The sequence below is a fragment of the Nonomuraea sp. JJY05 genome (assembly GCF_043496855.1).
Classification (GTDB): Bacteria; Actinomycetota; Actinomycetes; order Streptosporangiales; family Streptosporangiaceae; genus Nonomuraea.
Window position 1 is genome coordinate 150,607 of the sequence record NZ_JBIEIS010000027.1, and the last position, 24,776, is coordinate 175,382.

Genomic DNA, 24,776 nt, shown 5'->3' on the forward strand with positions numbered 1-24,776 from the left:
ACTCGACGCTGTGCGCCTCGGGGGCGGTCGAGTCGGGGCCGAGAACGACGACGAGCAGGCTGGGGACGATCAGGGTGTCGGTGTTGGTGGTCATGTGGGGCCTTCCTGGGGCTTGAGGAGGGGTGGGCCGGTCGCACGGGCCCGCCCCGGGCGGGGGCGGGCCGGGGCGGGTCAGGGGGCGAGGAGCGCCAGGAACTCCTCCACGCGCGGCGGGGCGGCGGTGGGCACCTTGGCCTCGATCGCGATCCGGGTCAGGCCGACCATGCGGGCGCGGTTCGCGGCGAGGCTGCGGATGACCTGCACGGGGGCGAACTGCCACGAGTCCGGCAGGTCCTCCTCGTGGACGATCTCGGCCATGACGGCGTTGACGTCGTCCTCGATGCTGGTCTCGGAGGTGCACCACACGGTGTGGTCGCCGATCTCGTCGCACTCCTCGCAGGCCCGCAGGTCGGGGAACGCCTCGTCGTACCGCTCCTGTGCCCTGGCCATGATCCCGCCGAAGTCGAGGCGGGGGCCGCTGCCGTACGCACACTTGGTGAGCCAGCCGCGCAGGGCCTTGACGGACACCACGGTCGCGAGGTGGGCGGGGAAGTCCGCGCCGATCGCGATGGCCATGATGTACGGGTCGTCGATCTGGTTGAGCCAGCCTTCGACGAACCGGCGGGGGATCTTGCACTCCTCCAGGCCCTCGGGGGCGAGTCCGGCGAGGGTGGCGGCGTGCTTGTAGCTGTCGGCGGCGCCGCTGATCAGGTCGGCCATCTGGCCGTAGCGGGCGGGCACGGCCGGGATCGCCTCGGCGAGGGCCTTGTACTCGTGGCCGAGCGTGTAGCGGGAGGTGATCTCGGCGAGGGTGGTCATGGGATTGGCCTCCTGGGGCTTGCGTTGCTTTTGGGTGTGAGCCCGGGGGTCGCAGTCCCCGCGCTCACAGGTAAAAGTGTAGGGCATCTTTATTTGCGGGCAAGTGAGTCGGGCCGAGAATCGCAGGCGTCTTCCTCAAGGTGGCCGGCGGCAACGCGAAGGGCCTCCGCTGGCGCTCGGCCGGCGGAGGCCCTTCGCCGCCCCGTGTGTTCGGGTAACCAGCCCGATGGGGCGGCGGTCTGTTCCAGGCAAGGATGGGAACGCTTACAGCCTACTCGGCGGCGTCGTTCAGGATCTGGGACACGCGCTGGTGGGACATGCGCAGCACGCTGCCGCTGTCACGGGTGTTCCATCCCTGGCTCTTGAGGAGGTGCGCGGCATGGCGGACGGCGTCACGCTCGGCCTGCTCGGCGTTGATCCGCGCGATGCGGGCGCTCACCACAGCGTCGATGGCGGCCGCGGCATCCGGGTCGGCGGGCGCCACGTGGACGCCGAGTGCGCCGGGTTCGGCGTCGATGCAGTCGAAGATGAGTTCGGCCACGTTGCCCTTCATCTCCACCCAAGTCGTTCCCTGAGCTTTGACGGGGCGCCCGTCCGGGAGTTCTGCGGTGGCGGTCCAGTGCTTGCCGGTGCGGGTGGCGGTGGCGCTGATGATGGTGGCCTCGTCCTCGGGCTTGCCTGAGGGGGGAACGAGGTCGGGCTGGTCGAAGAGTGCGTCAAAGGGCTGGTTCATGGTCAGCAATTTAGAGCCTCCATCCGGATTTGTCTAGTTCACTAGCCAAGTTATGGCTATCTGACTTGCCACAGGGTGATACCGGAAAGCGGGTATGCCCCCACCCTTGCGGGGTGGGAGCACTGCGCCGCTAGAAGGGCATCACGGTCGGCTGACCGCTAAACGAGCACCTGTCGTTGGTGCCCTTGTACTTGTGCTCCGGCGCAGGAGCACCGACCCGGACGTTGCGGAACGTCTGGCCGCACAGGCCGCACTCGCTGTGCGGGACCTTCTTGTTGGGTGACATCCATCCCCTTCCTTTGCCTGGTTCCCGGGTGGTTAGGCCGGGAGTGCGGGAGGGGAGCCGATCCCCCCTTACCCACATGTAAAAGTGTAGGGCATCTTTATAGTCCTGGCAAGGTGGTTGACCTGCGACTATGCGGCGTCAGTCCTACACCGGACGGGCCCGCGTTTGGGCGGGCCCACCGAGGGTCTACCAGGTGCGGGCCTCGGCCCGGTTCTGGAGGGTGTGGATCGCGTAGGGGGCGTCCACTTCGCCGTGGCCGAGCTGCTCGGCGAGCTCGTGCACGGCGCGCTCCGCGCGGTTGAGCGTCCGGCGGTCGAACGGGGCGCTGGTGAGGGTGCCGATCAGGCGGCGGATGCGCGCCACGAGCGGGGAGGGCTCTACGTCGGTGTCGAGCACGTACCCCATCAGCACGTCGGCGCGGAGCCGCCGGGCGCGGATGTCGTTGTGCTCGAACCCGGCGGGGATGTCGTAGGCGCGGGCCACCTTGGACAGGCACGGGTGGAGGACCACGGTCCGCCAGCGCATCGTCAGGGTGCTGAGGTCGGCGACACTGCCAGACCAGTCGCCGGACTCGCCAGGCTGCTTGGGGATAAACAGCTCGGAGGCGCCGCACTCGACGCTGTGCGCCTCGGGGGCGGTCGAGTCGGGGCCGAGAACGACGACGAGCAGGCGGGGGACGATCAGGGTGTCGGTGTTGGTGGTCATGTGGGGCCTTCCTGGGGCTTGAGGAGGGGTGGGCCGGTCGCACGGGCCCGCCCCGGGGGTGGTTAGCGGCGGGCGAGGGTCTGGAACATGAGCGGCTTGCCGTAGCGCTCGGCCAGCTCGGGGAGGATTGGCACGCCCTTCTGCGAGCCCTTGGTGCGCTCCCAGACGCGGCGGGCGTAGCCGGTCATGGGCCGCGTGCCACCGCCGGGGAGGGCCTGCCAGATGACGGCCTGCCGTCTCGGCCCTTCGAGTAGTTCGTGGGCGGCGGCGAAGTCGCAGTTGGGGAGGAGGGCGACCAGGGCGAGCGTGGCCTTGTGGCGGGTGGTCTCGCCGAGGGTGACGGCGACAAGCAGGTCCTCGGCGAGGGCCGAGGGGGTGATCGCGGTGCGCTCGGACACGGGGTGTTCTCCTGGGTTCGGGGGTTGGTGGGCCGGGGCCCGCCCCGGGCGGGGCGGGCCCGTGGGCGGCTACTGGGCGGCGGCGAGGGAGCGGATGGCGGCTTCGGCTCCGTGGCGCTCGATCAGGGTCGGCAGGTAGTCCTGTCCCTTGCGGTCGCCCTCGGTGTAGTCCCAGACGACGCGGGCGGTGCCGTACTCGGGGCGGTAGGAGCCGTTCGGGAGGATCGTGTAGACGTTGCCCTGTCCCATCGGGGATTCCTGGTCGAGGATGCGCTCGGCGAGGGCGTAGTTCACGTCGCTCATGGCGGCGAGGAGGGTGATCGCGCCGTGCTGCGTGTACTCGCCGGTGGCGATGACGATGTGCAGGTCCTGGGCGAGTTCGCGGAGCTGGGCGCGGTTGAGCATGTGGGCCTCCTGGGGCTAGGTGAGGTGTGAGTTCGGGGGGTCGCAGTCCCCGGACTCACAAGGAAAAGTGTAGGGCATCTTTATTACTTGGACAAGCGGGCGGGGCGGATCAAGTGGACGCGCACCGCGCCCCCATGGGCCTGGATTGGCCGGGGCGGTTCTCGGGCCATGCCATCACCGCCGCCCCTGCCCTCTTGCCTGCTCAGATGAGCGCGGTCACGTCCACTTCGCAGCAGTCGGTGACGGTCGCGCCGGTCTTGCCGAGCGTGGTCACGGGCGGGTCGGCCTTGCCACACGCCGGGCAGGCGGCGATGTAGCCAGTGCCCGGCTCGCGCCGCTCCTCCTCGGCATCCTCGACCGTGTCAACGACGTCCAACAGGGCGTGGTCGGCCGCGACAGTGACGCGGATCGGGAAGAAGAACCCGTGCTGGTCGCGCAGCACGGTGTTACGCCGCTTCTTGACGCGGACGGTCAGGCCGGAGTCCCGTAGGCGGGCGGCGACCATGTGCGCGTCGCCGAGGTGACGGAAGTCGCCGGCGGCTAGGGCGCGGGCCGCGATGACGCCGTTCCGGTACTGGGCGTAGATGACGTACCGGGGGCCGGCGAATGCGGGCAGCGGCTCCCCGCGCTGGTCGGTGCCCGGGTGCCACGCGGTTTCGTCTCCAGGGACGTGGACGCCCCACAGGGCGGTGAACCCAGACTCGGGTTCGACGGGGTGGGCCTGGAGCGTGGAGCGGACGTAAACGGCGCTGATCATGGGTGCCCCTTTCTGGGCTGTGGCTGTGGGAGGGGTGCCCCCCGGCTTGTGGCCGGGGGGCAAGGGTGGTCAGCCCTTGTAGGGGGCGTGCACGGTGGTGGGTGCGTCCGCGTCGGCGGGGATGCCGTCACGCTCGGCCTCCGGTGCCGGGTTGGCGGCGGCGGTCTTGCGCTGGCTGCGGATGAGCATCAGCCCGTAGACCAGGACGGCGGTCGCCGCGATGGGCAGCGCCGTGCCGGTCAGGAAGCCGCCTACGGCGCTGATCGCGGATTCGCTGCCCACGGTGGCCATGCCGACCGCGTTGGCCGCCGGAGGGGTGTTGACCTGCGCGGGGGCGGGAGCGACCGGGGCGGGGATCTCCTGCATGGTCGGCCGGATCTCCGGGACCTCGACCGTGGTCGCGGGCTGCGCCTGCGGGGCGGGCGCGGGCGGGTTCACGTAGACCACTGCCGGGCTGGCCGGGGTGCTGGCCGTCTTGGGCTTGGTCGTGGCCTTGGCCGTGGCGGTGGCCTTCTTGCTGGCGGTCGCCTTGGGGGTGGCCGTCACGGTGACCGTGGGGGTGGGGGTCGGGGTGACGGTGACCGTGACGGTGGGCTGCGGCGTGGCCTCCGGGGTCTCCGTGGCGGTGGGCGTGGCCGTGGGGGTCGCCGTGGTGGGCGGGGTGGTGGCGGTGATGGTGACGGTGTCGATCACCGCGCCCTTGCCTGCCGCGAGCGTGAGCGTGTAGCTGCCTGCGGTGGCGGGGGTGTACTTGCCGCTGAAGCTGGTGGGTGCGCACAGCGGGTCGTACGGGGCTGAGGCGACGGGCTGGGTGTCGCCGCCCGGGGTGGTGATGGTGATCTTCGCGTCGCAGACGTTGGTGACGTCCGCGCCCACGGTGAGGCTGGTTCCGGCCTTGATGGTGTTGCCGTTGGCCGGGCTGGTGATGCTGCCGCCGGTGCCTGCGTGGGCGGTGGCGGGGGCGAGCATGACCGCGATTGCGGCGGCGATGCCCGCGAGGGCGTTTGCCCTGATGGAGACCATGAATGGTCCTTTCCTGGGGTAGTGCCGGGGCCGTCGCAGTGACCCCGCCTCACATGGAAAACTGTAGGGCATCTTTATGTAAATGTCTAGCCGTGGATCATGTTGTCGTTGCCGTAAATATGCCCTACACTTTTTCATATGAGGCCGAGGGACTGCGACCCCCCGGCACCCGACCCCAGGAGGAACACATGAACATGACCTTCGCGATCGTCCCCACCCCCGCCCGCGACGTTCAGATCGCCATCCTGGTCCCCGCGCAGGCCGCCAGCGTCGCCGCCTCCCTCTCCCCCGAGGCGGTCACCGACGCGAAGGAACTGCTGGCCGACCGGGGTTGGTGCGACGCCGCCGAGGTCGCCGAGGGCGCGGAACTGCTCGCTCTGATCGATGACGCGCTCGCCTCGCGCGACGTGTTCCTGTGCGAGGTCTGCCGGTCCCGGGTCACCGACAACACGCACACCTACGGCTACAGCGAGGAGACCGTCGCCGTCTGCGAGCACTGCGGCGACCGGTAGCCGCACCGGTGCCGGGCGGGCGACTGCGACCGCCCGCCCGGCACCCCCGCCGGAAACGCCCCAGGAAGCCCCGGAACGCCCGAAAGGCCAGCCCCGTGTCGATCACCCTGCCCGCCGTCCCCGCGCCCGCCCCGCCCGTCTTCAAGGTCCACAAGGACCCCGCATGCCCCACCTGCGGTGGCAACGACGTGACGGTCCTGGATGACCTGAACGGCGGCGTCTACACCGCGTGCTGCCAGGCCGACCCCGTCGCGTTCACCTGCTCCGAGGCGGGCGTGCACGTCTACCTCTCCCCCGAGGGCGACGAGCCCGAGCACTGCCCGCACTGCCCCGAGCACGGCTGTGCCACCTGTGAGAGCGACGCGCACGTCATCCGGCGATACGACCCGCGCAGGGGATTCGTCCTTGTGTGCGCCGCCTGCCAGCCGTAGCCCCGCACGGGGCGGCGCGCACCGCGCCGCCCCCTTCCTCCTCCCCTCTTCTCCCGTCCTCTTGGAGGCACCCCATGATCAATGCTGCTGACACCGACCTCGGCGAGGTGTTCGTCATCCCCGACTACGTCGCCCGCCAGGCCCGCACGTTCAACCGCACCGTGGAAGTCACCCGCACCGTGTGGGACCGGCTCGTCATGAACGGCGGCATCCTCGACGGTGAGGACTTCCAGGACCGGTACGAAATGCTGCTGTGGGAGGCGCACAACCACACCGCCCGGATGAGCAGCGGCACGCGCGCCCCGCTGAGCGTGGCCCGCACCCACAGGATCACCGGCCGGTTCGTCACCGAGCTGACCGTCCAGTTCCCCGACGACGACCCGCGCAGCCGCGTGGTGATCGCGCTCGCCTCAGAGCTGCCCGCCGAAGCGCCGTCCCGCGCCGACCGCATCGCCTCCGGCGACCTGGTCGAGATCCCCGCCGAGCTGTCCCGGGAGGCGGGTCTCCGCTTTCCGACCGCGCTCACCCGGGCCGCGTGGGAGGACTGCGTGGCCTGGTCGGACGCCGACAACCGCCGCAAAGGCACCGTGCAGGACGAGACCGGCCGCCTGTGGGACGTGCTCTGGATGACCTGCGCCGCGCTCAGGAGCATGCCGCCCGGCAACCGGCGCGCGACCGTCCGCCTCCACCGCACCCCGCGTGACCGCCGCATCCGCAAGGCGCACCCGGCCACGCTGATCGTCTCCGTGTCCCACGAGGGCGGCCAGCAGGTCATCATCGTCTCGCACCCCAGCGAAGCCTGACCTCTCCCCAGGCGGGCCCGCCCCGGGCCCGCCCTCCCTTCAACCCCCTCTTGGAGAACACCACCATGACCACGTACGAGGTGTCGACGCTGGAGGAGATCCGCGCCCAGCTCCGGCGCGAGGACCAGGCCGCCCGGCTCGACTGGACGGTCGCGCACGCCGACGCCGTGGCGTGGGCGGTAGCCGGCGACTTGCACCACGACGCACGAGGCTTCTACCGCACCGGCCGGAAGGGCGGGCGCGGGCGGGCGGTCTCCCGTGTCCGTGTCCGCGCGCTCATCCAGGCTGCGTTCTTGCAGCTCGACGGGACGGCGGTCGTGGCCACGAACGACGGGCGGGAGGCCTTGGCCGCGTGGGAGATGGTCCGGCCGGTCCCGGCCGTCGAGGAGCCGAAGGAGGCACTGCGCCCGCTGTACCAGGGCGAGGAGGCGACGCGCCGCCACCACGCGTGGGAAGCCCGCATGCAGCGCGAGCGGGCCGATCTGGACGCGCGCTGGGAGGTCACGCTCGCGCGACTGGAGGCGGCCGAGGAGGAGGAGCGGCGACGCTGGCAGGAGCGGGCCGCCCGCCCGGCCCGGAGCGCGTGGGACGCGATCTGGGGGCCCCGTCCGAACTACACGTACGAGGCGGACGGGACGGTGACGTTGAACGGGGTGGACGTCACCCGGTACGACGACACGGCCGAGGACGTCGAGCAGGTGCCCGCCCCGCGCGTCGCGCCGCGCCGCCGCCCGGTTCGCCGGCTGGTCGTGCAGCACGGGCCCGCCCGCCGCCGCCCAGCCTGGCCGCGCCCGACCCGCACGGCCCCGGCCGCCCGCCGTCTCGACTTCCGGCCCGCACCCCTCCCCCGCCCCCATCCCCTTGCCGCATGTAATAAATATACCCTACACTTTTCACTGTATAGCCGGAGTGTTGGTCCCGGCCCTGACCCCAGGAGAACCCATGTCGATGGCCTACGAATTCGACGCTGTGACCACGGTGGCCCGCCTCAGGCTCCGCAACGCGCCCGACGTGCAGAACGAGGAGGGCCGCCGGTTTCACCCCGACAGGATCGAAGTCCACTGGGTGTGGCGCCCCCGCCGTGGCGGCTGGGCCTGGGCCTACGCGGACGTGACCGGCCCGTACGAGGGCGAGACCCTCCGCGCGGTCCCCTTCGACGCTTTCGCCGGGCCCGGCATGGAGCTGCCCAGGCAACTGGATGGGCTCGTGGACGTGACCCGCCCGGCCTGGACGCCCCCGTCCGAGTGCAGCGAGTGCGGCACCCCCGTCAACGTCGCCGAACAGCACAACCAGCTCACCGGCAAGAACGTGCCGCTCTGCCCGGCCTGCCACCACGAAGCCGTCTCCGGCACCTGACCGCCCTCGGCGCGGGCCGTTGCGACCGGCCCGCGCCCTTCCTCCACCGAGAGCCCCAGGAAAGGAAGCCCCCCGATGCAGTTCCTCCAGGTTGCCCGCATCCTCCGCGCCACCGTCCCGGCCAACGACGTCCCCCAGTACCACGTGCATCTCAGCGCCTTCCAACGCTCGGTCAAGGTGTGCCTGCGGCCCCGGCCGGAGTCGAGCGGCGTGGGCCGCGACTGGTTCGACGCGCTCGCCGAGCAGTTGCCCCGAGACTGGCGCGTCGAGGTGGTCGCGGCCCTCGGCGACCCGGTGACCAGAACGCTCAGCTATCTGCGGCCCGCCGGCCCCTGCCCGGCCGCCGCCGACACCACTGGAGAGGTGGCCTGATATGGAGCCGTACGTGTTCGACGTGGACGCCACGAGGGTGGACCACCTGCACCTCATCCTCGTACGCTCCCGCAATCTGTACGCCAAGGTGAACGGCGTCAAGCGGTACGGCGAGCACCTCCGGATCCGGTGGACCGCCATCAGCCCCGTCGCTCCGCACGAGGACGACACGGGCGTGCTGAAGGTGATGCCGTGGGAGAGCGTGCCGTGCGTCCGCCGGTCCGATCTGGCGCTGCTGCTGTCCGGGATCGGCCTCGACACCTGCATGCCGCTGCCGCCGCCGAACGGTTGCCGCTGGTGCGGAGTCGAGCGGTACGACCACGCAAGCCTGTGGGCTGCCGGGGTCGGTTACCACCGGTGGACGGACCCGGGCAACGAACTGCGGAAGGCGCGCATGCTCGCCCGCCGGGCCCGCGCCACCTCCACCATGTAGACGCCAGCGGGCACACGAAGGGCCCGAACCCGCGCCGGGTTCGGGCCCGTTCTGGCGCTGAAACGAAGTGGGCCGAACCGCTCGCATGGGTCGCAGCAGTCTCGTACGATGACCCCAGTTTCCACCACACAGAAAGGCGTAACGCGCCTAACGAAGGACGGACGCACCCGAATCCCTTGCTGCAGAGGTAGGGCACCAGCCCACCACTCTGCGTTTCGTGTGCCCCGCTTCACAGAATGGTGGAACCAACTACATGTCACCCGAACGCGCGATCCTGACCGTTCTCGCGGCTACCAGCGCCATCAGCATCGCCACCGGCCTCATGCTCGCGGACGGATCCACGTGGCCCTCAGCGCTCCTAACCGGGCTCGCTGCCGGCGGGGCCACCCTGTGGGGGCTGCTCGGCTGGTTCGGCCGCCACCCCCAACCCTGAACACCGCGAAGGGCCCGAACCCCCCTCTGCCGGGGTTCGGGCCCTTCGCACGTCTATCTGGCCTACCACGGATCCAGCCCAAGTAGGCCCAAAACCCACATTGAGATGATCTTGAAGCTTCAGGCCGGGGGCACCGCACCATCTCCTCACCTCGCGTCGCGGACCCGCCAGCGTCAGGCCGCCTCCGTCAGATGCGCGTGCCAGTCCACGCAGCCTTGGACGGGCAACCGGGCGAAGGCGTGTTCGAGCAGGGCGTGGATCCGGATCGCGCCGGTGTCGCGGAAGTGCTCGACAGCCTGCCTGGCCTTATCGATGGTGCCCAGGTCATGCCAGCAGGGCATGCCGTAGGCGAAGGGGCGCAGGTGTCCGTCCTCGGTCATGATCAAGGGGTTGATGAGGTCGGACATGCGCTCGGGTGTGCGGGGGAACGCCTCACGGCGGTTCGCGATGAGCAGGTCGATCGAGGTGGCGTCGGTGTGGACCTTGGGACGGCGCTGCCGGTATCGAGCAGCCGCGTCATAAGCACGAGGCGGGCCAACTCCGGCGGGGTGAGCCCCTGGCCCTGCAGGGCGATGGCTGCTCGGCCGACCGGGGCGAGCGGACGCAGGCCGAGCAGTTCGGCGCCCTGCTCGCGAGCCCAGACGTGCAGGTCGGGTACGAACGGCAGCACGTCCCGGTCCACCGTGGAGGTGATGCCGTAGCGAATCCCTGCGTCGCGGAGCCGGGTGATGCCCTGTGCGGTATGGCGGAAGGCATCTGCCGATCGTCGAATGCGGTCGTGGTGCTCCGGCGGCCCGTCCACGCTGACAGCGACGAAGTCGCACGCTGCGGCGGCGGCCAGGTCGCGCCGGGACCGCAGGAGCGTACCGTTGGTCACGACACTGACGAGGTAGCGGCCCTCAGAGAGATTTGGAGCGGAATCCGGCGGTAGTGACGCTTAGCTACCAACGGTGCCCCCCGGCTTGACATAAAGGTACTTAGCGAGCGACACGACCTGCGGAAATGCGTCGGTGCTGGTTATCGCTTCCGGGGCGTGCCTGAATCATCCCTTGTCGTCCCAGCCGAAACAGCGTCCGTCCTCCGCCGCGAGTCGCACGCTGTGACCAGGCCGTACGGCGCTGGACGCCGGATTCCGTTCGATTTCACTCAGAGCCCCGCCTCCGAGCTCGTGCGGGAGCGTATCGGAGACCTCAGCAAAGCGATCACCGCCTGGTCGAAGCTGCCCGGTGAGGTGGCCGAGGCTCGGCTGTTCCCGCTGGCTCAGTTCATGGCCGACGTCTACTCCGCCGCGCTGCTGGTGGAGCAAGCGGCCTGGGAGTCCGGTCAACGGCTTCGGCGACCGTAGGCGCTGGTCGTCCGGCTCTACGCCGAAGCCCACCGGTCGACCACGGCCCGCTTCGGGGCATCGACCAGCCGGGGGGAGCTGGAGCACTTCGACGAGCTGCTGGCGGGTGCCTTCAGCTGACCTGGCTCAGCCGCCGTTCCACATGCCCGTCAGGGCGGCGGGCCCGGGTAGAGCCGACGCAGGGCGGCCACCCGCGGCTCCAGAAACGCCCCTGGGCATTCGGTCGGCACGGCGCTGGCCTGTCTCTTGCGGGCCTTGTGCGTCCAGACGCTGCGGATGCCGAAACGGTGAGCCAGCACGTCGACGAGCCGGTCGAGGCTCTGCAACTGCGCGGTGGTCGGGCGGTCGAAGCCCACGTAGCCGTTCTGCCAGCGCGATTCGAAGTCGCCGGTGAGTACGATGCCGAGATTGCCCGCGTTGAACAACTCGGCGTGTTCGCCCTCGATGCCGAGCGGCCGTCCCTCGTAGACGAGCCCGTTACCGTCGATCACGAACTCATAGGCGAGGTCGGCCTTGGACTTGGTGATCTGCTCGGCCTGCAGCTCGCGCACGCCGTCGGCGGTGTAGACGATGGAGCTGGCGGTGTGGTGGATGGTCATCCAGCTGTAGACGTCGGCCAGGGGGCGGTTCTCGCTGAGCGGGACGGGGAGGCCGGCGTAAGGAGGCGAGCTGGTCGACTCGGCCTCGTGGAACTCCCACCGGCGGCCCGGCGGCTGGATGCGCACGGGAGCGGCGCCCCAGGTCGCCCGGCCCAAAACCGAGACGCTGAGGGGCCCGCCCGGCGTCAGGGCCCACAGCAGGTAATCCGCCCCCGACGGCTGCAGGAACCTGCTCTCGTCCCAATAGGAGGTCACCCGCCCGTGGGCGGTGTCGATCGAGCGGTAGCCCCGCGAGGTCAGGCTCGCCGGTGACGACTCAGGATTCTGCCCGAAGACCGGCGCGGTAAAGGCATCCGGATCAGCCAGTACGGCGGAGCGCAGCCCGGCGAGGTCATACCCGTCGTTGGGGCAGGAGAACACGGCGGGCGGCGCGTCCACGATCCGGTAGGTCCACCCGCACTGGAGACAGTCGAGGTGGATGACCTGCCGGGCGTAGAGCTCCAAGGTCTGGCCCGGTTGCAGCGTGTGGTGGAGGACGGGGTCGGGCGGGGTCCGGCTCGCGCTCAGCTGGGTGATCGGCACTGGGGTGGTCAGGTCCGTCGTGAGCTCGTGCGTGGCGCACGCCACCCCCCACGACCGGCGGCCCGCGTCGGGGGCGGTGACGGCGCCGAGGGCGTCGGTGGTGGCCGGGAGGCCGGGATGGTCTCCTCCGGGCGGGATGAGCCGCAGCGCGAGGCCGCCGAACCGGCCGCCGTCGGGCCGGAGCACGATGAGGGCGGTGTCGGCGGGTGGGGACAGTTCGGCGAGGAGGCCGGCTTCGAGCAGGTCAAGGAGACGACGGGTGAGGAGCAGCACCTCAGCCGAGTCTGGCGCGAGCATCGCCTGGCCGAGTGTGCGGACGCCGTCGGCCAAGCCGCCCAGCCGCATCCGGAGATGGTGGAGCGCGAAGGCGAGGATCTCCTGCGCGGCGAAAGTCACGGCGTCGTCGGTGAAGCGCAGCCCGGCGGTGAGCGGGAGCGCGGGCTGGCCTGCCCCGTCCACGGTCGCGGCGACGAAGGCCGTGCACCGCTTCAGAACGCTGAGCTCGTAGTAGGACCGGAGGTTGGCGGCGACGGTCAGGTTGGAGTCGTAACCGGCACCGATGGTGACTCCGTCGAGATCGCCCAGCAGCCGCGGCAGTGGTGCGTGGCGGGCGGCGAAGCGGTCCAGAGACCAGGTGCGCGACTCCGCCGAAGCTCTCGGGGCGTATCTGGCGATCACGAACTCAGCAAGGGCGCGGCCCAGATCCCCCGCCCAGGTGAGGGCCAGGTCCGCTCGAGGGGAGGAGATGGGCGACTGCGGCCCCTGGCGGGCAGCGGAGTCGATCCCGCGCAACACCCGGCCCAGGTCGATCCGCTCCTCGCCGCGCTGGACGACCGCCAGGGCCGCGAGGCGATCCCGGCGCTCAGCCCTGGCGGTGCGGGGTCCCGGTGACCCGTCGTAGGGGGCGACGCGGCGGCGGCTCCAGACTCTGAGGTCGCCGTCGCCGCGCAACTCGGGCTCCTGGAGGAGCTTGCGGATCGAGGTGAGGAAGTTCAGCGGGGGTGTCCCGGGAGGCAGGGCGGCCTCGGCCGCCTCAGCGAGTTCGAGGAAGCCATCCAGGGTGGCGAGCTCGATCCGCACAGCTCGCTCATTAAGGACGCTTCTCGCCGCCCCGACCCGGATCCGGTAGTCGAGGTAGCGCGGGAGCGGCAGATCGGACCGCAGGTTGACCCGGGTCTCCTGGCTGAAGTAGCCGTCGCGCCCGCTCGGCAGCACCCAGACCGTCTCACCGGCGAGGTAACCAGGATCGACGTCGGCCGAGACGAGCAGACCTTCGAGCCCGGTTCCGCGTGCGAGCACTCTGCCGACGGTGACCAGGGTGAAGTCCAGCGGCGGCGCCTCGGACAGCAGGCCCTGGAGCGGCCCGAACTGGAGCACCTCCAGAGCGCCCGGGCCGTCCGGGAGGGGGTTGCGCGGACGCAGCAGCACCTGGTCGATCTGGATGCCGGGCACACCGGAGCCGCTCGGCAGCTGGCCGAGAGCAGCCGACGACAGCCGGTCGAGGGCCTCCTTCACCCGTCCTCACGCTCCTCCAGCCGGATGCGGATGTAGCCCTCCTGGGCGAGGACCGGCAGGTCGGGCAGGAGGGCCTGCTGGGTGGCCGCCACGATCGGATCGTCACGCCACTGCGCCGGTCCCTCGCGCCGGGTCCAGGTCCGGCCGCCCGCGGGCGCCGCCGTCAGCGGCAGGCGGATAGTGGCCGGGTCGACCAGGACGGGGCCCACCCTCAGCGAGGGCACCAGGACGGCCAGGTCGTCGGCGACCCAGTCGCGCAGCAGGGACACGCTCTTGCGCGGCAGCAGCCCGCAGGTGGCGTGCGCCTTGGCCGCCGGGTCCATGAGCAAGGTGAGCGACACCGCCTGGCCGGGCCGCAGTAGCAGGACGGGGTCGCCGGAGGCGGAGGGAGTGACCAACGGGCGCGGCGTCGTGACCCGCCCGGCCGGTGCGGCGAAGTCACCTCGATGCCTGGCTGACGGGGTGGCTTGGGTCAGGACGGCGGGATGCACGGGACGGATCAGCCCGTAGTCGTCGTCGGCGAAGAAGGCCAGCAGTCCGTCGTCCAGCCGGGTCAGCGCGCCCAGCCGTACCGGGAAGCTTAGGCCCGCCAGCCGCGTCCACACAGCGGCGCGCTCGGCCTGGTCCAAGGCGGGCAGGGTGGGGAAGGCCGGCTCGGGCTCCATTTCGAGGCTCAGCCTGGCGCGAACCACAGCGATGGGCTGGCCGACGAGCTGGGACAGGTGTTCATTGCCGGTCTGCCCGCCGTGCCCCACCGTGACCGCGGTGGTGTCGATGATGCGCAGGAGCGCGTCCAGCGGCGTGTCCGACGGCTTCTGCCCGGCGGCGCGTTCGCGGAGGTCACGCTCGATCAGCGCGTCGGCCAGGCCCAGGAGGTGGCGCAGGGCGGGCGTGCCGCCGAGCGCGGCCGACGGCGGCGCCCCGACCGGCAGCCGGTCGCCTGGCGGACCCTCCCACACCACCGCGCCGGTCAGGCCGTCGTGCCGGAGCTGGCCCACCGGGGCGCCGCCGGGAGCGAAGAGCTCCACGGCCCCGTCGGCGTGGTCAGCCAGCAACCAACCGGCGAGCGGGGTGGCGCCGCCATCCGCCTGGTCCACAGAGGCCGGTCGCGAGTCGTCGGCGGCGTCCACCAGCCGGAAGGAGAGCGTCGCGGGTCGGGTGAGGCGGGGCCGCACGACCAGTCCATCTATTCCCGGCTCCCGTAGGCCCGCACCGATACGGGGTGGCGCCGCCGTGCCGTCGAGGAGGTCCAGAACCCGGCCGAATGCGTCCACCACCCGGAGCTGGCGAAGCTGGGCGAACCCCGCGCGCAGCGGGCGCGGCGGGGTGTGCGGGGGCAGGGGAGAACCGGGCGCGGTGGCGGCCTGGTCATCGAAGCCGAGCAGGCGCTCCCGTAACCCGTCGAAACCCGCCGCGAGCAGGTCGGGCAGCCCGGCCGCGCTGCCGAGCCCGAGCAGGCGGGCCTGGAGGTCTGCGCTGATCCGGCCCGTTCCGCGAAGATCGAGCCGATCCTCCTCCTGGAGGAAGCGTGAGATCGCATCACCCAGCCCGCGTGCGGGCGCCGACCGCAGTGACGTACGGCCCCGCAGGCTCTCGGCCCGGGAAGCCTCGAATCCGGCTCCGGCCTCGGGACGGAAGTCCACCTCGTCGAGCTGCCAGGCGGCGATCGTGGGGTGCGCGTCGAGGTCGAGCTCCCATTCGCACCAGAGGGGAATCCACGGCTGCCGCCAGATGGTGATCCCGACGGGGGAGGAGCCGACGCCGTCCTTGAGCGACAGCCCAGACAGCGAGGCGGCGCGGGAGGGGAAGGCCAGAGACCAGATCAGCAGAGCGGATTCGGCCTGCATGCGCTGGAACAACATCGCCGGGCTCAGCCCGTAGGAGGAAAGCCGCTGGAAGGTCTCCCGGTGGTCGGCGAAGGGATCCTCCACCGACGCCTCCACGACCAGGTCGTCGGCCTCCGGCGGGAGGGCTCCGTGGCCGAGCAGGCGCGACAGCATCTCCCGTCCGTCGATGACGCCCGCGAACCGGGTGATCGTGTCGCCGCTGACCCGGCAGGCCAGCGTCTCGCCGGGGCTGTGACGCCCGTCGTAGCCGTGCCGCAGGGATCGCCGCAACCCCCGCACCAGGATCACCGGATCCTGCGGATGGAACAGGCGCGGCGCGGCCCGCCGTACGGTGTCGGTGCGCCGAGGGTCGGCCGGCGGATCGACCCGTTCCCGTTGCGTGCGCAGCGTGTGCAGGTCGGTGAGCCCGGCCCGGCCGGTGGTGAATTCGAAGCCGACCTCACGGTCCGCGGCGCCCCGCCGTACCTCATCCAGGGCGGGGGTGGGCGGCGTCGCCGGACGCACCCCGGTGAAGGGGTCGCCGACGACGATCCGCTCCTGATGTGAGCTGCCGGGGCGGGCGACGAACCCCCGCGTGTGCAGCTCCTCTTCCAGCCGCGCCAGCCCGTCGGGGTCGCCCAGCGTCTCCGCCAAGCCGTAGCCGAAGGCCTGGTACAGCAGCTCCGCCTCCGGCGTGCCGAGCTCGCCGCAAACGAGCGCAGCGAGAGCCTCTTCCGAGGTCGACCCGATCGCCACGCGTGGAACCGCCGGGTCCGGCCGCGGGTCCGGGGAGGGATCGACCTGGCGTCCCACCCCGTAGATCACGCCGTGGAAGGTGCACTGGCGGGGCCACCACGGCCGGGTGTCGGTGATCCGCCGGTCGGCGGGCAGCCCGAAGGCGCCGACGGCGGCGGCCCGGGGAATCACGCGCGAGGTCCGGCCCAGCGCCGCCGCCTGGGCCGTGGCGCGCTCGCGCTCCGCCTGGACGCGGGCCAGCCGGTCCAGGTCGGCGTGCCAGCCGTGGCGCCGAAGAATCGCCTCCAGCTCCGCGGGCCCTCCGGCGTGGGCCAGCGGGTCGAGCTCGGGCTGCGAGTACCAGCCGATGACGGCGTAGGCCAGCAAGCGGGAGCCGGGCGGTGGCGAGGACAGGTCGTCGTGGAAAGCGAACCGGTCGACGACATTGTCGTAGACCGCCGCCCAGGCGGGATCGCCGCCGCAGACGGCGGTCAGTTGCTCCGGTCGCAGCAGCGGCGTGCGGTAGGCCGAAGCCCCGCCCGGCCGCCAGCCGTCGAGGTCGGCGCTGCCGCCCTTCTCCGCTTCGAGCATCCAGGCCCGGACCGGCCGCGGCTTGCCCGAGTAGGGGCCGAGCCGGACGACCACCCAGCGATCGGGCAGGGCCGGCCAGACGGGGGCGACGCCCGGTCCGTCGATGTGGCTGGCGGTGAGGCCGTCGGGCAGGGCCCAGTGGAGGTGGACACCCGCGGGAAGCGGCGGTGCGACGGTGAAGGGTGCCTCGCTCCGCGGCCCCGGCGCGGCCGGGTCCTGCACCAGCGCGTCGAGCAGCCGCGAGGCCACGCCACCACGGGCCTCAGCCGATCCCGGCTCGACCACCAGCGCCTGCACGTCGACGGGCACCAGCAGCCGCGGCCCCCGGGTCAGCTCCGCCGCCCACGAGCGGGACGCCGTCGCGGTCAGGCCCGTTCTCGCGGTCACCGCGAAGGCGGGATGGAACGGGAACGGATGCGTCACGGCGACTCCTCCCACACGGCTCCCAGGTCCTCCAGGGAGATGGACGGCGTGAACAGCGGGATCTCGCCCGTGCCGGCGAACTCCTGGCGGTACGGGTGCTGGACGATGCGGGCCGCGAACGCCGCGCTGCCCTCCCCGCCGAGATCGTCATGGAGCCGGCGCACGTCGATGACGCCCGACCCGCCGGGCCTGAACAGGACCGTGACGTCCGGCCCGGTGTCGGGCGGGCGGCGCTCGACCGAGTGGACCCCGGCGGTGAGGTCCACGCCGAACTGCAGGCCCTGGCGAGGCTCCTCGACCACCACTCGGCTCGGCTGGCCGTCGAACAACGCGAGCAGCACGGCGGGCGAGAGCCGTTCGATCCGCAGGATCCGGACGGCCGCGTCGTGGAAAGCCCGGACATGCAGACCCGGCCAGCCAGAAATGAGCCGTGAGCGCAGCAAGAACCCGGTGATCGTCTCGGCCTCCGAGGCGGGGTAGCGGGCGCCCGGTTCGACGGCTCCGGCCCAGACGTCGCGTTCGGTGGCGTCGAGATCGTTTCGGAGCTGCTCGTGGCCGGCGACGATCTGGCCGCGCTCGCGGGTGGTGGTGGCGCCAGCCGACAGCGCGCCGTCCACCATCGCGTCCGTCCAGTTCCGGTCCAGGAAGAAGAAGCGGATCGACTCCGGCGGCAGCAGCCGCTCGTCGCCGACCAGGTAGGCGAAGGGCACGCCGACCAGCAGCCGCAGCCGCGCGAGCCAGCCGAGCACCTCGGCGGGAGCGGATTCGGCATCCGCGCCCGCCGCCGCGAGGACCTGCGCGACGGCGGCGTCGGAGGGATAGTGGGCGCTCACGGAAAGAGCTCCTCAAGGGTGAGCGGCACGACGGCGGGGTCGAAGACGGCAGTGGCGGGATCCAGCCCAGCCCGTACGGCAAGCTGCCTGACCCGGTCGGCGAGCGCATCGCCAAGCGGGGCGAGCTGCGCGGGAGAGGCGCGGAGGCCGTCGAAGGTCTGGTCCAGAGCGGTCAGGGCGTCGGGCGGCCGGGGTGAGGCCGGGAGCTCCGGCGCGACCAGCAGCCGCTTGACCTCGCTCAGGGAGAGTCCCGTTCCCTCGGCGATGAGCTCCATCGGGAAGTCGCCGATCGCCCACGCGGCGTCCGCGACCGGGACCGGCTCGCCGAGCGGAGCGCGCGGATCGGCCAGGGTGGCGATCACCGCGAGGCCGAGACCCTGAGCGACGCTCGACGGGTCGAGGCCCAGGTCGGTGACGGCGGGGACGCGTTGGAGCGCGGCTGCCGCGACCGCGGCGGCCAGCCTCCGGCGGCGCCACGCCCGCAGGGCGATGAGGAAGCTGGGCGAGGAGAGCGCGAGTAGCCGGCCAAGCTCGAAGGCGGCGGCTTCGGACAGGTCCTCCAGCCCGTCGCGGGCGAACGCCCGAGCCTGGTCGGCGGTCAGGTACGGGGTTCCGGGCGGGCGCCGTGGCACCTCTCGGGGAGTGAGCGGGCCGCGATACCAGGCGGCTCCCTCCTCGCCGCGCCGGGTGCGATGGCCGATGACGACATGCCCGCTCGGGGCGACCGCCGGGCAGTCGCCCAGCACCGTGCCGAGCGCTCCCACGTGCAGCCCTCTGGCCAGCGACTCGAAGTCCCCCGGTTCGGGCGCGCACCGGAACCGCCAGTGGGCGAGAACCGGGAAGCTGACGGTCGCTCCGCCAGGCGTGGCCGGTCCGGCGCCGGGTTCCACGCCGGGGGTTCCGGTGGTGGTGGGCAGGTCGGCGAGGCGATGCTCCAGAGACAGGAGGTAGGCGCGATAGGACACGCCCGGCCTGGGCAGCCGCGCGCAGATGACCACGGCCAGGAAGCCGTCGTCGTCACCGGCGGCGAGCTCGGTGTCGGCGAGCGAGACCTCGCGCACGTGGCACAGCAGGCCGAGTTCGTCGGGCCGGGGGAAGAGCGCCTGGATGACGTGGCGCGTGGTGTCGAGCCGGTCGCAGGAGCCGGAGGCCGAGCCGATTCCCAGCGTCTGGTGCAGGGCAGCCGGTACGGCGGTGCTCACCGGCACACCCGTCTGCAGCCTGCCTTCGTTCTCGGTGAGCAGCACGAGCGCCAGCCAGGGGCGGCGCTCCTGGTCCTCTGGGGCGAGCAGCCGTTCCCAGGGCAGGGTGCGCCGCCGCAGCGCCACCTGGGCCAGCCGGGTATCGAACGAGCCCGTGGCCTCCGGCGGCGGGAAGACGCTGCGCAGCTCTCCCGGGGGGAGGGCGAACTGGGGGGCGGTGACGACCGCGTGCCGCGTGACCTCGGCGATCGCACCGCCCTTGTCGATGGTCTGGGTCAGGCGGATCCGGTGGGGACCGGCGGTCACCGGTGGTCTGGCGTGCCCGTGCAGCCGGAACTCGCCCTCTGCGGGAGTCGTCATCAGGCTCCTCCGATCCAGGTCACGGTGGACGCGCCGGGGCCGTCCCCGGCCAGGGGCGCGAGCAGCCTCGTCAGGCCCAGCCGGAGCAGCTCACGGGCGACCCGCTCCGGTGGCCTCGGACTGCCCAGCACCCCGGCGGGCCGGTGCCGTTCGTCGTAGCCGATGGTCACCGACGACCACGCGGCGCCTTGGGGGATCACCTCGTACAGCAGGACCGCCTGACCGTCCTGGTCGATGAGCAGGGGCGGGCCGGGGCTCCGCTGGGTGCCGTCGAGGCCGAGCAGCAGCCCGTCGGCCGAGGCCGCCCGGGCGAGAAGCACGATGACGCAGCGCGTGTCGCCCGGCAGGTCGGTGACGAGCAGGCCGCGTTCGGCCAGCAGGGCGCTGCCGGGAACGAGCGCCGCCTGGACGGGCCGTAGCGCCCGCGTCGGGAGAGGGGCACTGCCGCGGACCCGGCCCCCCGGGACCAGGCACACGCCGGGACTCACCTGGGCGCAGATCGATCCCGCGTGCCAGCCAACCAGTCCTCTCCTGATGGGCGCGCCCATCCCGGCCAGCACGATGGTCTGCGTGCCGCGCGGCACCCGCACCTCCTGCGGACTCCTGTTCACCGTCAGGTCGAGCAGGGCCTCTCCGGCGCGGTCAAGCGTGACCACCCGGAGCTGCTGGTCTCCTTCGATCACCAGGCGGGGGCGATCGTCCTGGCGGTCCGCCGCCGCCCGGCGCAGCCGCCACACCTGGACCTGGCCCGCGCCGAGCGGCACCCCTCCGGGCGAGGCAAGGCGCTGGCCAGCCTGTCGCAGCCACGGAACGGCGTGGTCGGCGGCGGCGAACCCCCGCAGCACCTCCCGCTCCTCGCCGCTCCTGACGAAGCGCCGCCCCGTGTCGCGGGCCACCGCGCCGCCGCCCTTGGGATGCCCGGCCAGCGCCGATCTCATAACAAGCTCGGCTGCCGTCGGCAGCGCCTGCTCACGGGCCTCCGCCAGGGTCGGCGGCGGCCGACGTCGCCATTCGGAGCGGCGCACGGTAGTTCGGCCGCCGGGGGCGGCCGGGTCGGCCGGTGGCCGCAGCACCGCGAGCAGGACCGGCGGCTCCACCGGCGGATAGGTGGGGTCCGGCGGCCGAGTGGGCCGAATCAGGGTGAGCGCCTTCGGTTTCCGCGGTGGCGCCACCAGGCCTTCGGTGATCCTCGCGAGCCGCGGCGGCGCCGTCCGGTCGGCACCGAGCAGCCGCACGGCGAAGCCGCTGGGGATGTCCGCTCCCGGTCCGAGGCAGCGGGCAAAGGCCCTGAGACCGGCGCCTTCCGCCGAGAACTCCGCGGCCAGGGCCAGCGCGTCCTGGCCGGTCTGCTCGGCTGCCCACGTGACGGCGGCGGCCATCGCCGCCGACCAGGTCTGGCCCGGGTCCCGCTCCTCGCTGAGCGGCAGCGAATGGTCCGGTCCGGTCTCCACGTCTGCGAGGGTGCCCGTTCTGGTACCGCCGCCGACGACCGTGACGGCGGTCAGGGCGAGCCCGGTGAAAGCCTCGCGCACTCCACCCTCGTCCACCTCTACACTGTCGAAGATCCGCCACACGCCGTCCGGGACGCTCCCGCGTATGGGCGTCGCCTGCAAGTTCACCGGAGTGCCTAGCGTCCCGTCCGTGGCGACAGGCGTCACCACGGCCTGATGCTCGGAGATCACATCGGCCACCCGCATCGGGCCAAGGTCCAGCGCGGCTCCGCCAAGATCCTGGCCCGCGGCCCGGTTGGAGGCGGTCCTGGTGGTGCTGACCAGGGTGAACTCGGTCAGCAGCCGGAGCGGCCGCTCGGCGCTGCCGTCGTCGAGGCTGCCGGGGTCCGCGCCGGGATCGGCGGCGACCTGGCCCGACCGCACGCTCACGGTCATGGTCTCGCCCACCGGGTCGCCCGCCACCAGGTATTTGTCATGGAAACCGGCCCAGCCGAGCGATTCGGCGCCGAGGGCCGGATCGGTCGCCCCGAAGGCCACCTCCACCCTGGACACGTCCAGGTCGAGCGTGGCCAGGCCCCGCAGGGGCGGGCCCCAGACCCGGAGCTCGGCCCCGATGGCGAAGCCGATCGAGATGCGGATGTGGACGAACCAGACCTTGATGTCGATCTCAAGGCGGACGCTGACCCCGATGTAGACGCTCACGTCGTAGAAGAACGGGTCCCAGGAGACCAGCGCGTCGAGTCCCGCCACGAAGGAGGCCTGGACGAAGCCGCCGTCGAAGGCGGCCTCCGCCCGAGCCCCGGCCATCACGCAGCTGGAGGTCAGCGTGAAGTAGCTCTCCCCCTTGATCGTGATGGCGTCGCTGACGCGCCAGTTTATGCCGAGCCGGGGTACGTCGGGATACTTGGCAGGCTTGGTGAAGCGGGGATGGTAGCCGCCCAGGGAGAGCAGGAACTCACCGGTCCGCAGCCAGATGAGCATGGCGAACCCGCCGGACAGACGGCAGTCCGGGTTCAGCAGCCAGGAATTGTCGGTGAGCTGCGCCTCCACCGAGATCACGCCCTCGCGGGCCGAGAACCGCGCGCGCAGCGCCAGCTCCACCGAGACGATGGGCGCGGCCGGATTGGGCAGCCCCATCCGCGACAGCCCGAGCAGGATCACCTCGACGTCCTCGCCGAAGGCGATCGCCAACACCGCGATCGATTCCACGACCGTGAAGCTGGTGAAGCGCACCCCGGCGGCTAGCCAGAATGACCCCCGGCGGGCCGGGAAGGCGACGCCGAGTTGGTCCAGCGCGCCCATCGGGTCGCGGATCAACGGGCCGTCCGGGTCCATCGCGGCCACGAGCGGGAAGGAACCGATCTCGGTGACCCTCTCCGGTAGCGCGAGCCCTCGGTTGAGGCCCAGACCGGCGCCGAGGCCCATGACGAAGAAGGCCGGTGGCCCGCCGATCGGCGCGGCGAGCGCGGCGAAGCCGAACATCGAGGTGTACCGCTCAGCCGTACCCGAAACGGGATAGCTGCCGTAGGCGCCGACGGCCGTGAGGCCGAACCCGCCGGCCTCCACCTTGAGCATGCCGGCGTACTCCACGCCGCCGTCGCGTTCGCGCTTGCGGAGACCGCCGGCGATGTTCACGCTTGGCCCGGAGTAGGCGATCGCCAGTCCGGCCAGGTCCAGCCGCCAGGTCGCAGGGTTGGCCGGACTCGCCCAGGGGAGGTGTAGTGCCAGGTCGTCGACGCCCATGGCGAAGCCGCCGAGCGTGACGCCGCCGTCCACGAGCAGCCCGATCTCCCGCAGTTGGTCGCCGTCATAGGTGATGGCGAGCCCGACCTGCTCGATGTAGAGCGGGCCGAAGGACTTCTCGATCGGCAGCCACCAGGGGCCCGGTCCCAGCCCCGCCGACAGCCGCAACGCCACAGGTGAGGCACCTGGCTTCCACAACCGCATCGCGGCGTCGAAGCCCGGAGCTGCCGCGGTCGCGTCGCCGCCGGCCGCGTCCGGCTGCAGGATCTTGCCGACGACCGGATTGCTCCCGCCGGAGGCGGAACCGAGCGGAACCGCCAGCCCCTTGATCGCGAACTGGGCGCCCGCGTGCCGGAACTCTGCCCCTTCCCGCAGGTAGGAGGCGTGCAGGGTGACCGCCTGGATTCGCACGCCCAGATCTAGGAGGGGGCCCTGGGCGGCGGTGGTGACCAGGCCGAGCCCGCGCACCCGCAGGGCCGGAGCGAACTGGGGCGGCTCGACGCCGAGGCGATCGGGCAGCGACGCGACCCACAGTTCGAGATGGGGCGCGGCCGGATCGCCCGCAGGCTCCCACGCGCCGTCCCCGGACAGCGCCACGACGATGCCCGCGACCTCGGTCAGCCGGTACGGCTCCGGAGCCAGGCTCAGGCCGATCCCGTACCGCGTCCGCCCGGCTCCGTCCGCCGCCTGCAATAGGGACAAGGTGACGGGGCCGAGCTCGGGCAGGGCGTCGTCGAGGAAGCCGACCAGCGCACGCAGGACGTGGGCGACGGGATCGTCCAGCAGCCCGGCGGCCAGGCGCCAGCGGCGATCGGGCGCCGTGCCGGTGTGGCTGAGCACGCCCGCCTCATCCAGCACGTCTCCCGCTCCGCTCGATTCGAGCAGCTCGCGCAGGGCGCTCTGGGACAGGGCCAGGTCCGTGGCGAGCGGGATCGCCAGGCGCTGGAGCAGCTTGGGTACGGCTCCGGCGAGGTCGGCCGAGTCGGCCGCGCCCCGGCGGTGCACGAGCAGCGGGTCGCCGGGCAGGCGCAGCACCAGCGCCTCACGGTCGGGCGCACCAGGCGGGTCCAGCCAGATGCCAAGTTCGAGGCAGTCCGCGCCATCACCCAGGCGCGCCCGGACGAACGGTCTCAGGTCGACCGGGCCGGGAAGCAGGACATCGGGATCGGAAACGGCCAAGCTGAGCTGCGAGGGCTCCAGCCCTGAAGGTGTTACGGCCACCGAGAGGTCGGCGTCCACGCCGGGCAGCGGGTGCAGGCCGGCTGTGGTGACGCTCACGCGCGGCTCTCCCTCGGCGGTGGTCTCGACGTCGGCGACGATCCGGCCGCCCGGACTGCGCCACAGGACAGGCGGCTGGGCGGGCGTATCCCCGATCAGCGCCCGGGCCAGGGACTTCACCGCAGCCACGACCGCGCCGGGGGATCTGCGGAAGCGGGCCTGCAGCTCGGCGGCCGGAGCCGAGGCGAGGAGCCGTAGCTGCGTGATGGAGATCGTGCCGTCCGGTGCGGTGAGGTCGAGCGCTTCGACGAGTTCGTTGAGCGCGGTGGCCAGCTGCTTGAGGCGGGGGTCGGCCGGGTCGCCCGGCTCGGCGAGCGCCCGCAGCTCGTTCAGCAACCGGGGCAGCGCGTACTCCACGGCCTGGGCACCGATGGCACTGAGCGCACCCAGCCCCGGCGTCTCGGGATACAGCGGGATCACGATCTCGGGCGAACCGGCGGGCGGCGGGGTGAGGCGGACGCCGATCCGGAGCCCGGTTCCGGCCTCCACTTCGATACCCGCCGCCGACCCCGCCGGTCCGGTCCGGCTGGCCGAGAAGGCGAGCTGGGGCGTCACCGACGGCCCGGGGGCGACCCGGAGGATCAGGGCCGCCGCGACCGCCGCCCCGGATCCCGCGCTGCCCCGCAGCTCGATCCTGACCAGCAGGTCGGCGCCGTCCTCGTCGAGGTTCACGGAACCGCCGCCGGGCAGGGACAGCCCGGCGGGCCCGCCGGGGGCCCCGGCCAGCTGCGCCACCGAGGTGATCAGCGTCAAGAGCTTGCCTGGCGCCAGGCGGAACGGCTCACCCG

General features: G+C 72.2%; 24 protein-coding genes. 8 read left to right on the forward strand and 16 right to left on the reverse strand.

Translation table 11 applies throughout. From position 1 onward, the window contains the following. Positions 1-171: 171 nt before the first annotated feature. The 8 genes from ACFKCF_RS36520 to ACFKCF_RS36555 all read right to left on the reverse strand — a co-directional run bounded on the left by ACFKCF_RS36520 (position 172) and on the right by ACFKCF_RS36555 (position 5,165). Complete coding sequence (locus tag ACFKCF_RS36520) at positions 172-858, reverse strand: hypothetical protein (protein WP_394499864.1); 687 nt, start codon at positions 856-858, stop codon at positions 172-174. Between the two features lie 271 nt (positions 859-1,129). Beyond that, positions 1,130-1,591: a hypothetical protein gene (locus tag ACFKCF_RS36525; RefSeq protein ID WP_394499865.1), complete on the reverse strand. Its 462-nt coding sequence runs from the start codon at positions 1,589-1,591 to the stop codon at positions 1,130-1,132. Positions 1,592-1,721: 130 nt separating this feature from the next. Then, entirely contained in the window at positions 1,722-1,877 is a 156-nt protein-coding gene (locus ACFKCF_RS36530) for a hypothetical protein (RefSeq protein WP_394499866.1), read from the reverse strand. 186 nt (positions 1,878-2,063) lie between these two features. Then, positions 2,064-2,582, reverse strand: a complete 519-nt coding sequence (locus ACFKCF_RS36535) for a hypothetical protein (RefSeq protein WP_394499867.1) — start codon at positions 2,580-2,582, stop codon at positions 2,064-2,066. Between the two features lie 62 nt (positions 2,583-2,644). Beyond that, positions 2,645-2,980, reverse strand: coding sequence for a hypothetical protein (locus ACFKCF_RS36540; RefSeq protein ID WP_394499868.1), 336 nt, complete (start codon positions 2,978-2,980; stop codon positions 2,645-2,647). A 69-nt stretch (positions 2,981-3,049) separates the two neighbouring features. Next, positions 3,050-3,385, reverse strand: coding sequence for a hypothetical protein (locus ACFKCF_RS36545; RefSeq protein WP_394499870.1), 336 nt, complete (start codon positions 3,383-3,385; stop codon positions 3,050-3,052). A 202-nt stretch (positions 3,386-3,587) separates the two neighbouring features. After that, positions 3,588-4,142, reverse strand: a complete 555-nt coding sequence (locus ACFKCF_RS36550; protein WP_394499871.1) for a hypothetical protein — start codon at positions 4,140-4,142, stop codon at positions 3,588-3,590. Between the two features lie 69 nt (positions 4,143-4,211). Then, the gene (locus ACFKCF_RS36555; protein WP_394499872.1) at positions 4,212-5,165 is read right to left on the reverse strand and encodes a hypothetical protein; all 954 of its coding nucleotides are present in this window, start codon (positions 5,163-5,165) and stop codon (positions 4,212-4,214) included. Positions 5,166-5,353: 188 nt separating this feature from the next. On the opposite strand from ACFKCF_RS36555, the gene ACFKCF_RS36560 reads away from it, so the two are divergent. From ACFKCF_RS36560 to ACFKCF_RS36570, 3 genes are all read left to right on the forward strand, one after another. Then, a complete protein-coding gene (locus tag ACFKCF_RS36560) occupies positions 5,354-5,677 on the forward strand; it encodes a hypothetical protein (RefSeq protein WP_394499873.1) in 324 nt (107 codons plus the stop codon). Positions 5,678-5,772: 95 nt separating this feature from the next. Further along, on the forward strand, positions 5,773-6,108 hold the full coding sequence (locus ACFKCF_RS36565) for a hypothetical protein (protein ID WP_394499874.1): 336 nt from the start codon (positions 5,773-5,775) through the stop codon (positions 6,106-6,108). A gap of 74 nt (positions 6,109-6,182) precedes the next feature. Further along, entirely contained in the window at positions 6,183-6,911 is a 729-nt protein-coding gene (locus tag ACFKCF_RS36570) for a DUF6573 family protein (protein WP_394499875.1), read from the forward strand. Positions 6,912-7,125: 214 nt separating this feature from the next. Here ACFKCF_RS36570 and ACFKCF_RS36575 read toward each other — a convergent pair whose 3' ends face one another. Then, on the reverse strand, positions 7,126-7,374 hold the full coding sequence (locus tag ACFKCF_RS36575; protein ID WP_394499876.1) for a hypothetical protein: 249 nt from the start codon (positions 7,372-7,374) through the stop codon (positions 7,126-7,128). Positions 7,375-7,853: 479 nt separating this feature from the next. Here ACFKCF_RS36575 and ACFKCF_RS36580 point away from each other — a divergent pair, with 479 nt between their 5' ends. The 4 genes from ACFKCF_RS36580 (at position 7,854) to ACFKCF_RS36595 (ending at position 9,505) form a co-directional block, all read left to right on the forward strand. Beyond that, a complete protein-coding gene (locus ACFKCF_RS36580; protein ID WP_394499877.1) occupies positions 7,854-8,267 on the forward strand; it encodes a hypothetical protein in 414 nt (137 codons plus the stop codon). Positions 8,268-8,342: 75 nt separating this feature from the next. Next, positions 8,343-8,639 (forward strand): hypothetical protein, encoded by a 297-nt coding sequence (locus ACFKCF_RS36585; protein ID WP_394499878.1) that lies wholly within the window; start codon positions 8,343-8,345, stop codon positions 8,637-8,639. Between the two features lies 1 nt (position 8,640). Beyond that, entirely contained in the window at positions 8,641-9,072 is a 432-nt protein-coding gene (locus tag ACFKCF_RS36590; RefSeq protein ID WP_394499879.1) for a hypothetical protein, read from the forward strand. 253 nt (positions 9,073-9,325) lie between these two features. Further along, positions 9,326-9,505 carry a hypothetical protein gene (locus ACFKCF_RS36595; protein ID WP_394499880.1) on the forward strand — a complete coding sequence of 60 codons (180 nt, stop codon included), beginning with the start codon at positions 9,326-9,328 and terminating at the stop codon, positions 9,503-9,505. Between the two features lie 173 nt (positions 9,506-9,678). On the opposite strand, the gene ACFKCF_RS36600 is transcribed toward ACFKCF_RS36595, so the two are convergent. Next, entirely contained in the window at positions 9,679-9,912 is a 234-nt protein-coding gene (locus ACFKCF_RS36600; protein ID WP_394499881.1) for a hypothetical protein, read from the reverse strand. Beyond that, positions 9,888-10,382, reverse strand: coding sequence for a hypothetical protein (locus ACFKCF_RS36605; protein WP_394499882.1), 495 nt, complete (start codon positions 10,380-10,382; stop codon positions 9,888-9,890). Before ACFKCF_RS36605 ends, ACFKCF_RS36600 begins: the two co-directional genes overlap by 25 nt. A gap of 291 nt (positions 10,383-10,673) precedes the next feature. On the opposite strand from ACFKCF_RS36605, the gene ACFKCF_RS36610 reads away from it, so the two are divergent. Beyond that, positions 10,674-10,850: a hypothetical protein gene (locus ACFKCF_RS36610; RefSeq protein ID WP_394499883.1), complete on the forward strand. Its 177-nt coding sequence runs from the start codon at positions 10,674-10,676 to the stop codon at positions 10,848-10,850. Between the two features lie 149 nt (positions 10,851-10,999). Here ACFKCF_RS36610 and ACFKCF_RS36615 read toward each other — a convergent pair whose 3' ends face one another. The 5 genes from ACFKCF_RS36615 to ACFKCF_RS36635 are packed head-to-tail and all read right to left on the reverse strand — an operon-like array spanning position 11,000 to position 24,741. After that, positions 11,000-13,546 (reverse strand): N-acetylmuramoyl-L-alanine amidase, encoded by a 2,547-nt coding sequence (locus tag ACFKCF_RS36615; RefSeq protein WP_394499884.1) that lies wholly within the window; start codon positions 13,544-13,546, stop codon positions 11,000-11,002. After that, a complete protein-coding gene (locus ACFKCF_RS36620) occupies positions 13,543-17,121 on the reverse strand; it encodes a hypothetical protein (protein ID WP_394499885.1) in 3,579 nt (1,192 codons plus the stop codon). Before ACFKCF_RS36620 ends, ACFKCF_RS36615 begins: the two co-directional genes overlap by 4 nt. Further along, positions 17,118-17,954 (reverse strand): hypothetical protein, encoded by an 837-nt coding sequence (locus ACFKCF_RS36625; RefSeq protein WP_394499886.1) that lies wholly within the window; start codon positions 17,952-17,954, stop codon positions 17,118-17,120. Before ACFKCF_RS36625 ends, ACFKCF_RS36620 begins: the two co-directional genes overlap by 4 nt. Continuing rightward, positions 17,951-19,516 (reverse strand): hypothetical protein, encoded by a 1,566-nt coding sequence (locus tag ACFKCF_RS36630; protein ID WP_394499887.1) that lies wholly within the window; start codon positions 19,514-19,516, stop codon positions 17,951-17,953. Before ACFKCF_RS36630 ends, ACFKCF_RS36625 begins: the two co-directional genes overlap by 4 nt. Continuing rightward, a complete protein-coding gene (locus ACFKCF_RS36635) occupies positions 19,516-24,741 on the reverse strand; it encodes a DUF6603 domain-containing protein (protein ID WP_394499888.1) in 5,226 nt (1,741 codons plus the stop codon). The genes ACFKCF_RS36630 and ACFKCF_RS36635 overlap by 1 nt, the downstream gene beginning before the upstream one ends. Positions 24,742-24,776 lie beyond the last annotated feature (35 nt).

Coding starts and splice junctions, on each gene's coding strand:
- ACFKCF_RS36520 (WP_394499864.1), bottom strand. CDS start 858: ATGACCACCCTCGCCGAGATCACCTCCCGCTACACGCTCGGCCACGAG.
- ACFKCF_RS36525 (WP_394499865.1), bottom strand. CDS start 1,591: ATGAACCAGCCCTTTGACGCACTCTTCGACCAGCCCGACCTCGTTCCC.
- ACFKCF_RS36530 (WP_394499866.1), bottom strand. CDS start 1,877: ATGTCACCCAACAAGAAGGTCCCGCACAGCGAGTGCGGCCTGTGCGGC.
- ACFKCF_RS36535 (WP_394499867.1), bottom strand. CDS start 2,582: ATGACCACCAACACCGACACCCTGATCGTCCCCCGCCTGCTCGTCGTC.
- ACFKCF_RS36545 (WP_394499870.1), bottom strand. CDS start 3,385: ATGCTCAACCGCGCCCAGCTCCGCGAACTCGCCCAGGACCTGCACATC.
- ACFKCF_RS36550 (WP_394499871.1), bottom strand. CDS start 4,142: ATGATCAGCGCCGTTTACGTCCGCTCCACGCTCCAGGCCCACCCCGTC.
- ACFKCF_RS36555 (WP_394499872.1), bottom strand. CDS start 5,165: ATGGTCTCCATCAGGGCAAACGCCCTCGCGGGCATCGCCGCCGCAATC.
- ACFKCF_RS36560 (WP_394499873.1), top strand. CDS start 5,354: ATGAACATGACCTTCGCGATCGTCCCCACCCCCGCCCGCGACGTTCAG.
- ACFKCF_RS36570 (WP_394499875.1), top strand. CDS start 6,183: ATGATCAATGCTGCTGACACCGACCTCGGCGAGGTGTTCGTCATCCCC.
- ACFKCF_RS36575 (WP_394499876.1), bottom strand. CDS start 7,374: ATGCGGGCTTCCCACGCGTGGTGGCGGCGCGTCGCCTCCTCGCCCTGG.
- ACFKCF_RS36580 (WP_394499877.1), top strand. CDS start 7,854: ATGTCGATGGCCTACGAATTCGACGCTGTGACCACGGTGGCCCGCCTC.
- ACFKCF_RS36585 (WP_394499878.1), top strand. CDS start 8,343: ATGCAGTTCCTCCAGGTTGCCCGCATCCTCCGCGCCACCGTCCCGGCC.
- ACFKCF_RS36590 (WP_394499879.1), top strand. CDS start 8,641: ATGGAGCCGTACGTGTTCGACGTGGACGCCACGAGGGTGGACCACCTG.
- ACFKCF_RS36595 (WP_394499880.1), top strand. CDS start 9,326: ATGTCACCCGAACGCGCGATCCTGACCGTTCTCGCGGCTACCAGCGCC.
- ACFKCF_RS36600 (WP_394499881.1), bottom strand. CDS start 9,912: ATGTCCGACCTCATCAACCCCTTGATCATGACCGAGGACGGACACCTG.
- ACFKCF_RS36630 (WP_394499887.1), bottom strand. CDS start 19,516: ATGACGACTCCCGCAGAGGGCGAGTTCCGGCTGCACGGGCACGCCAGA.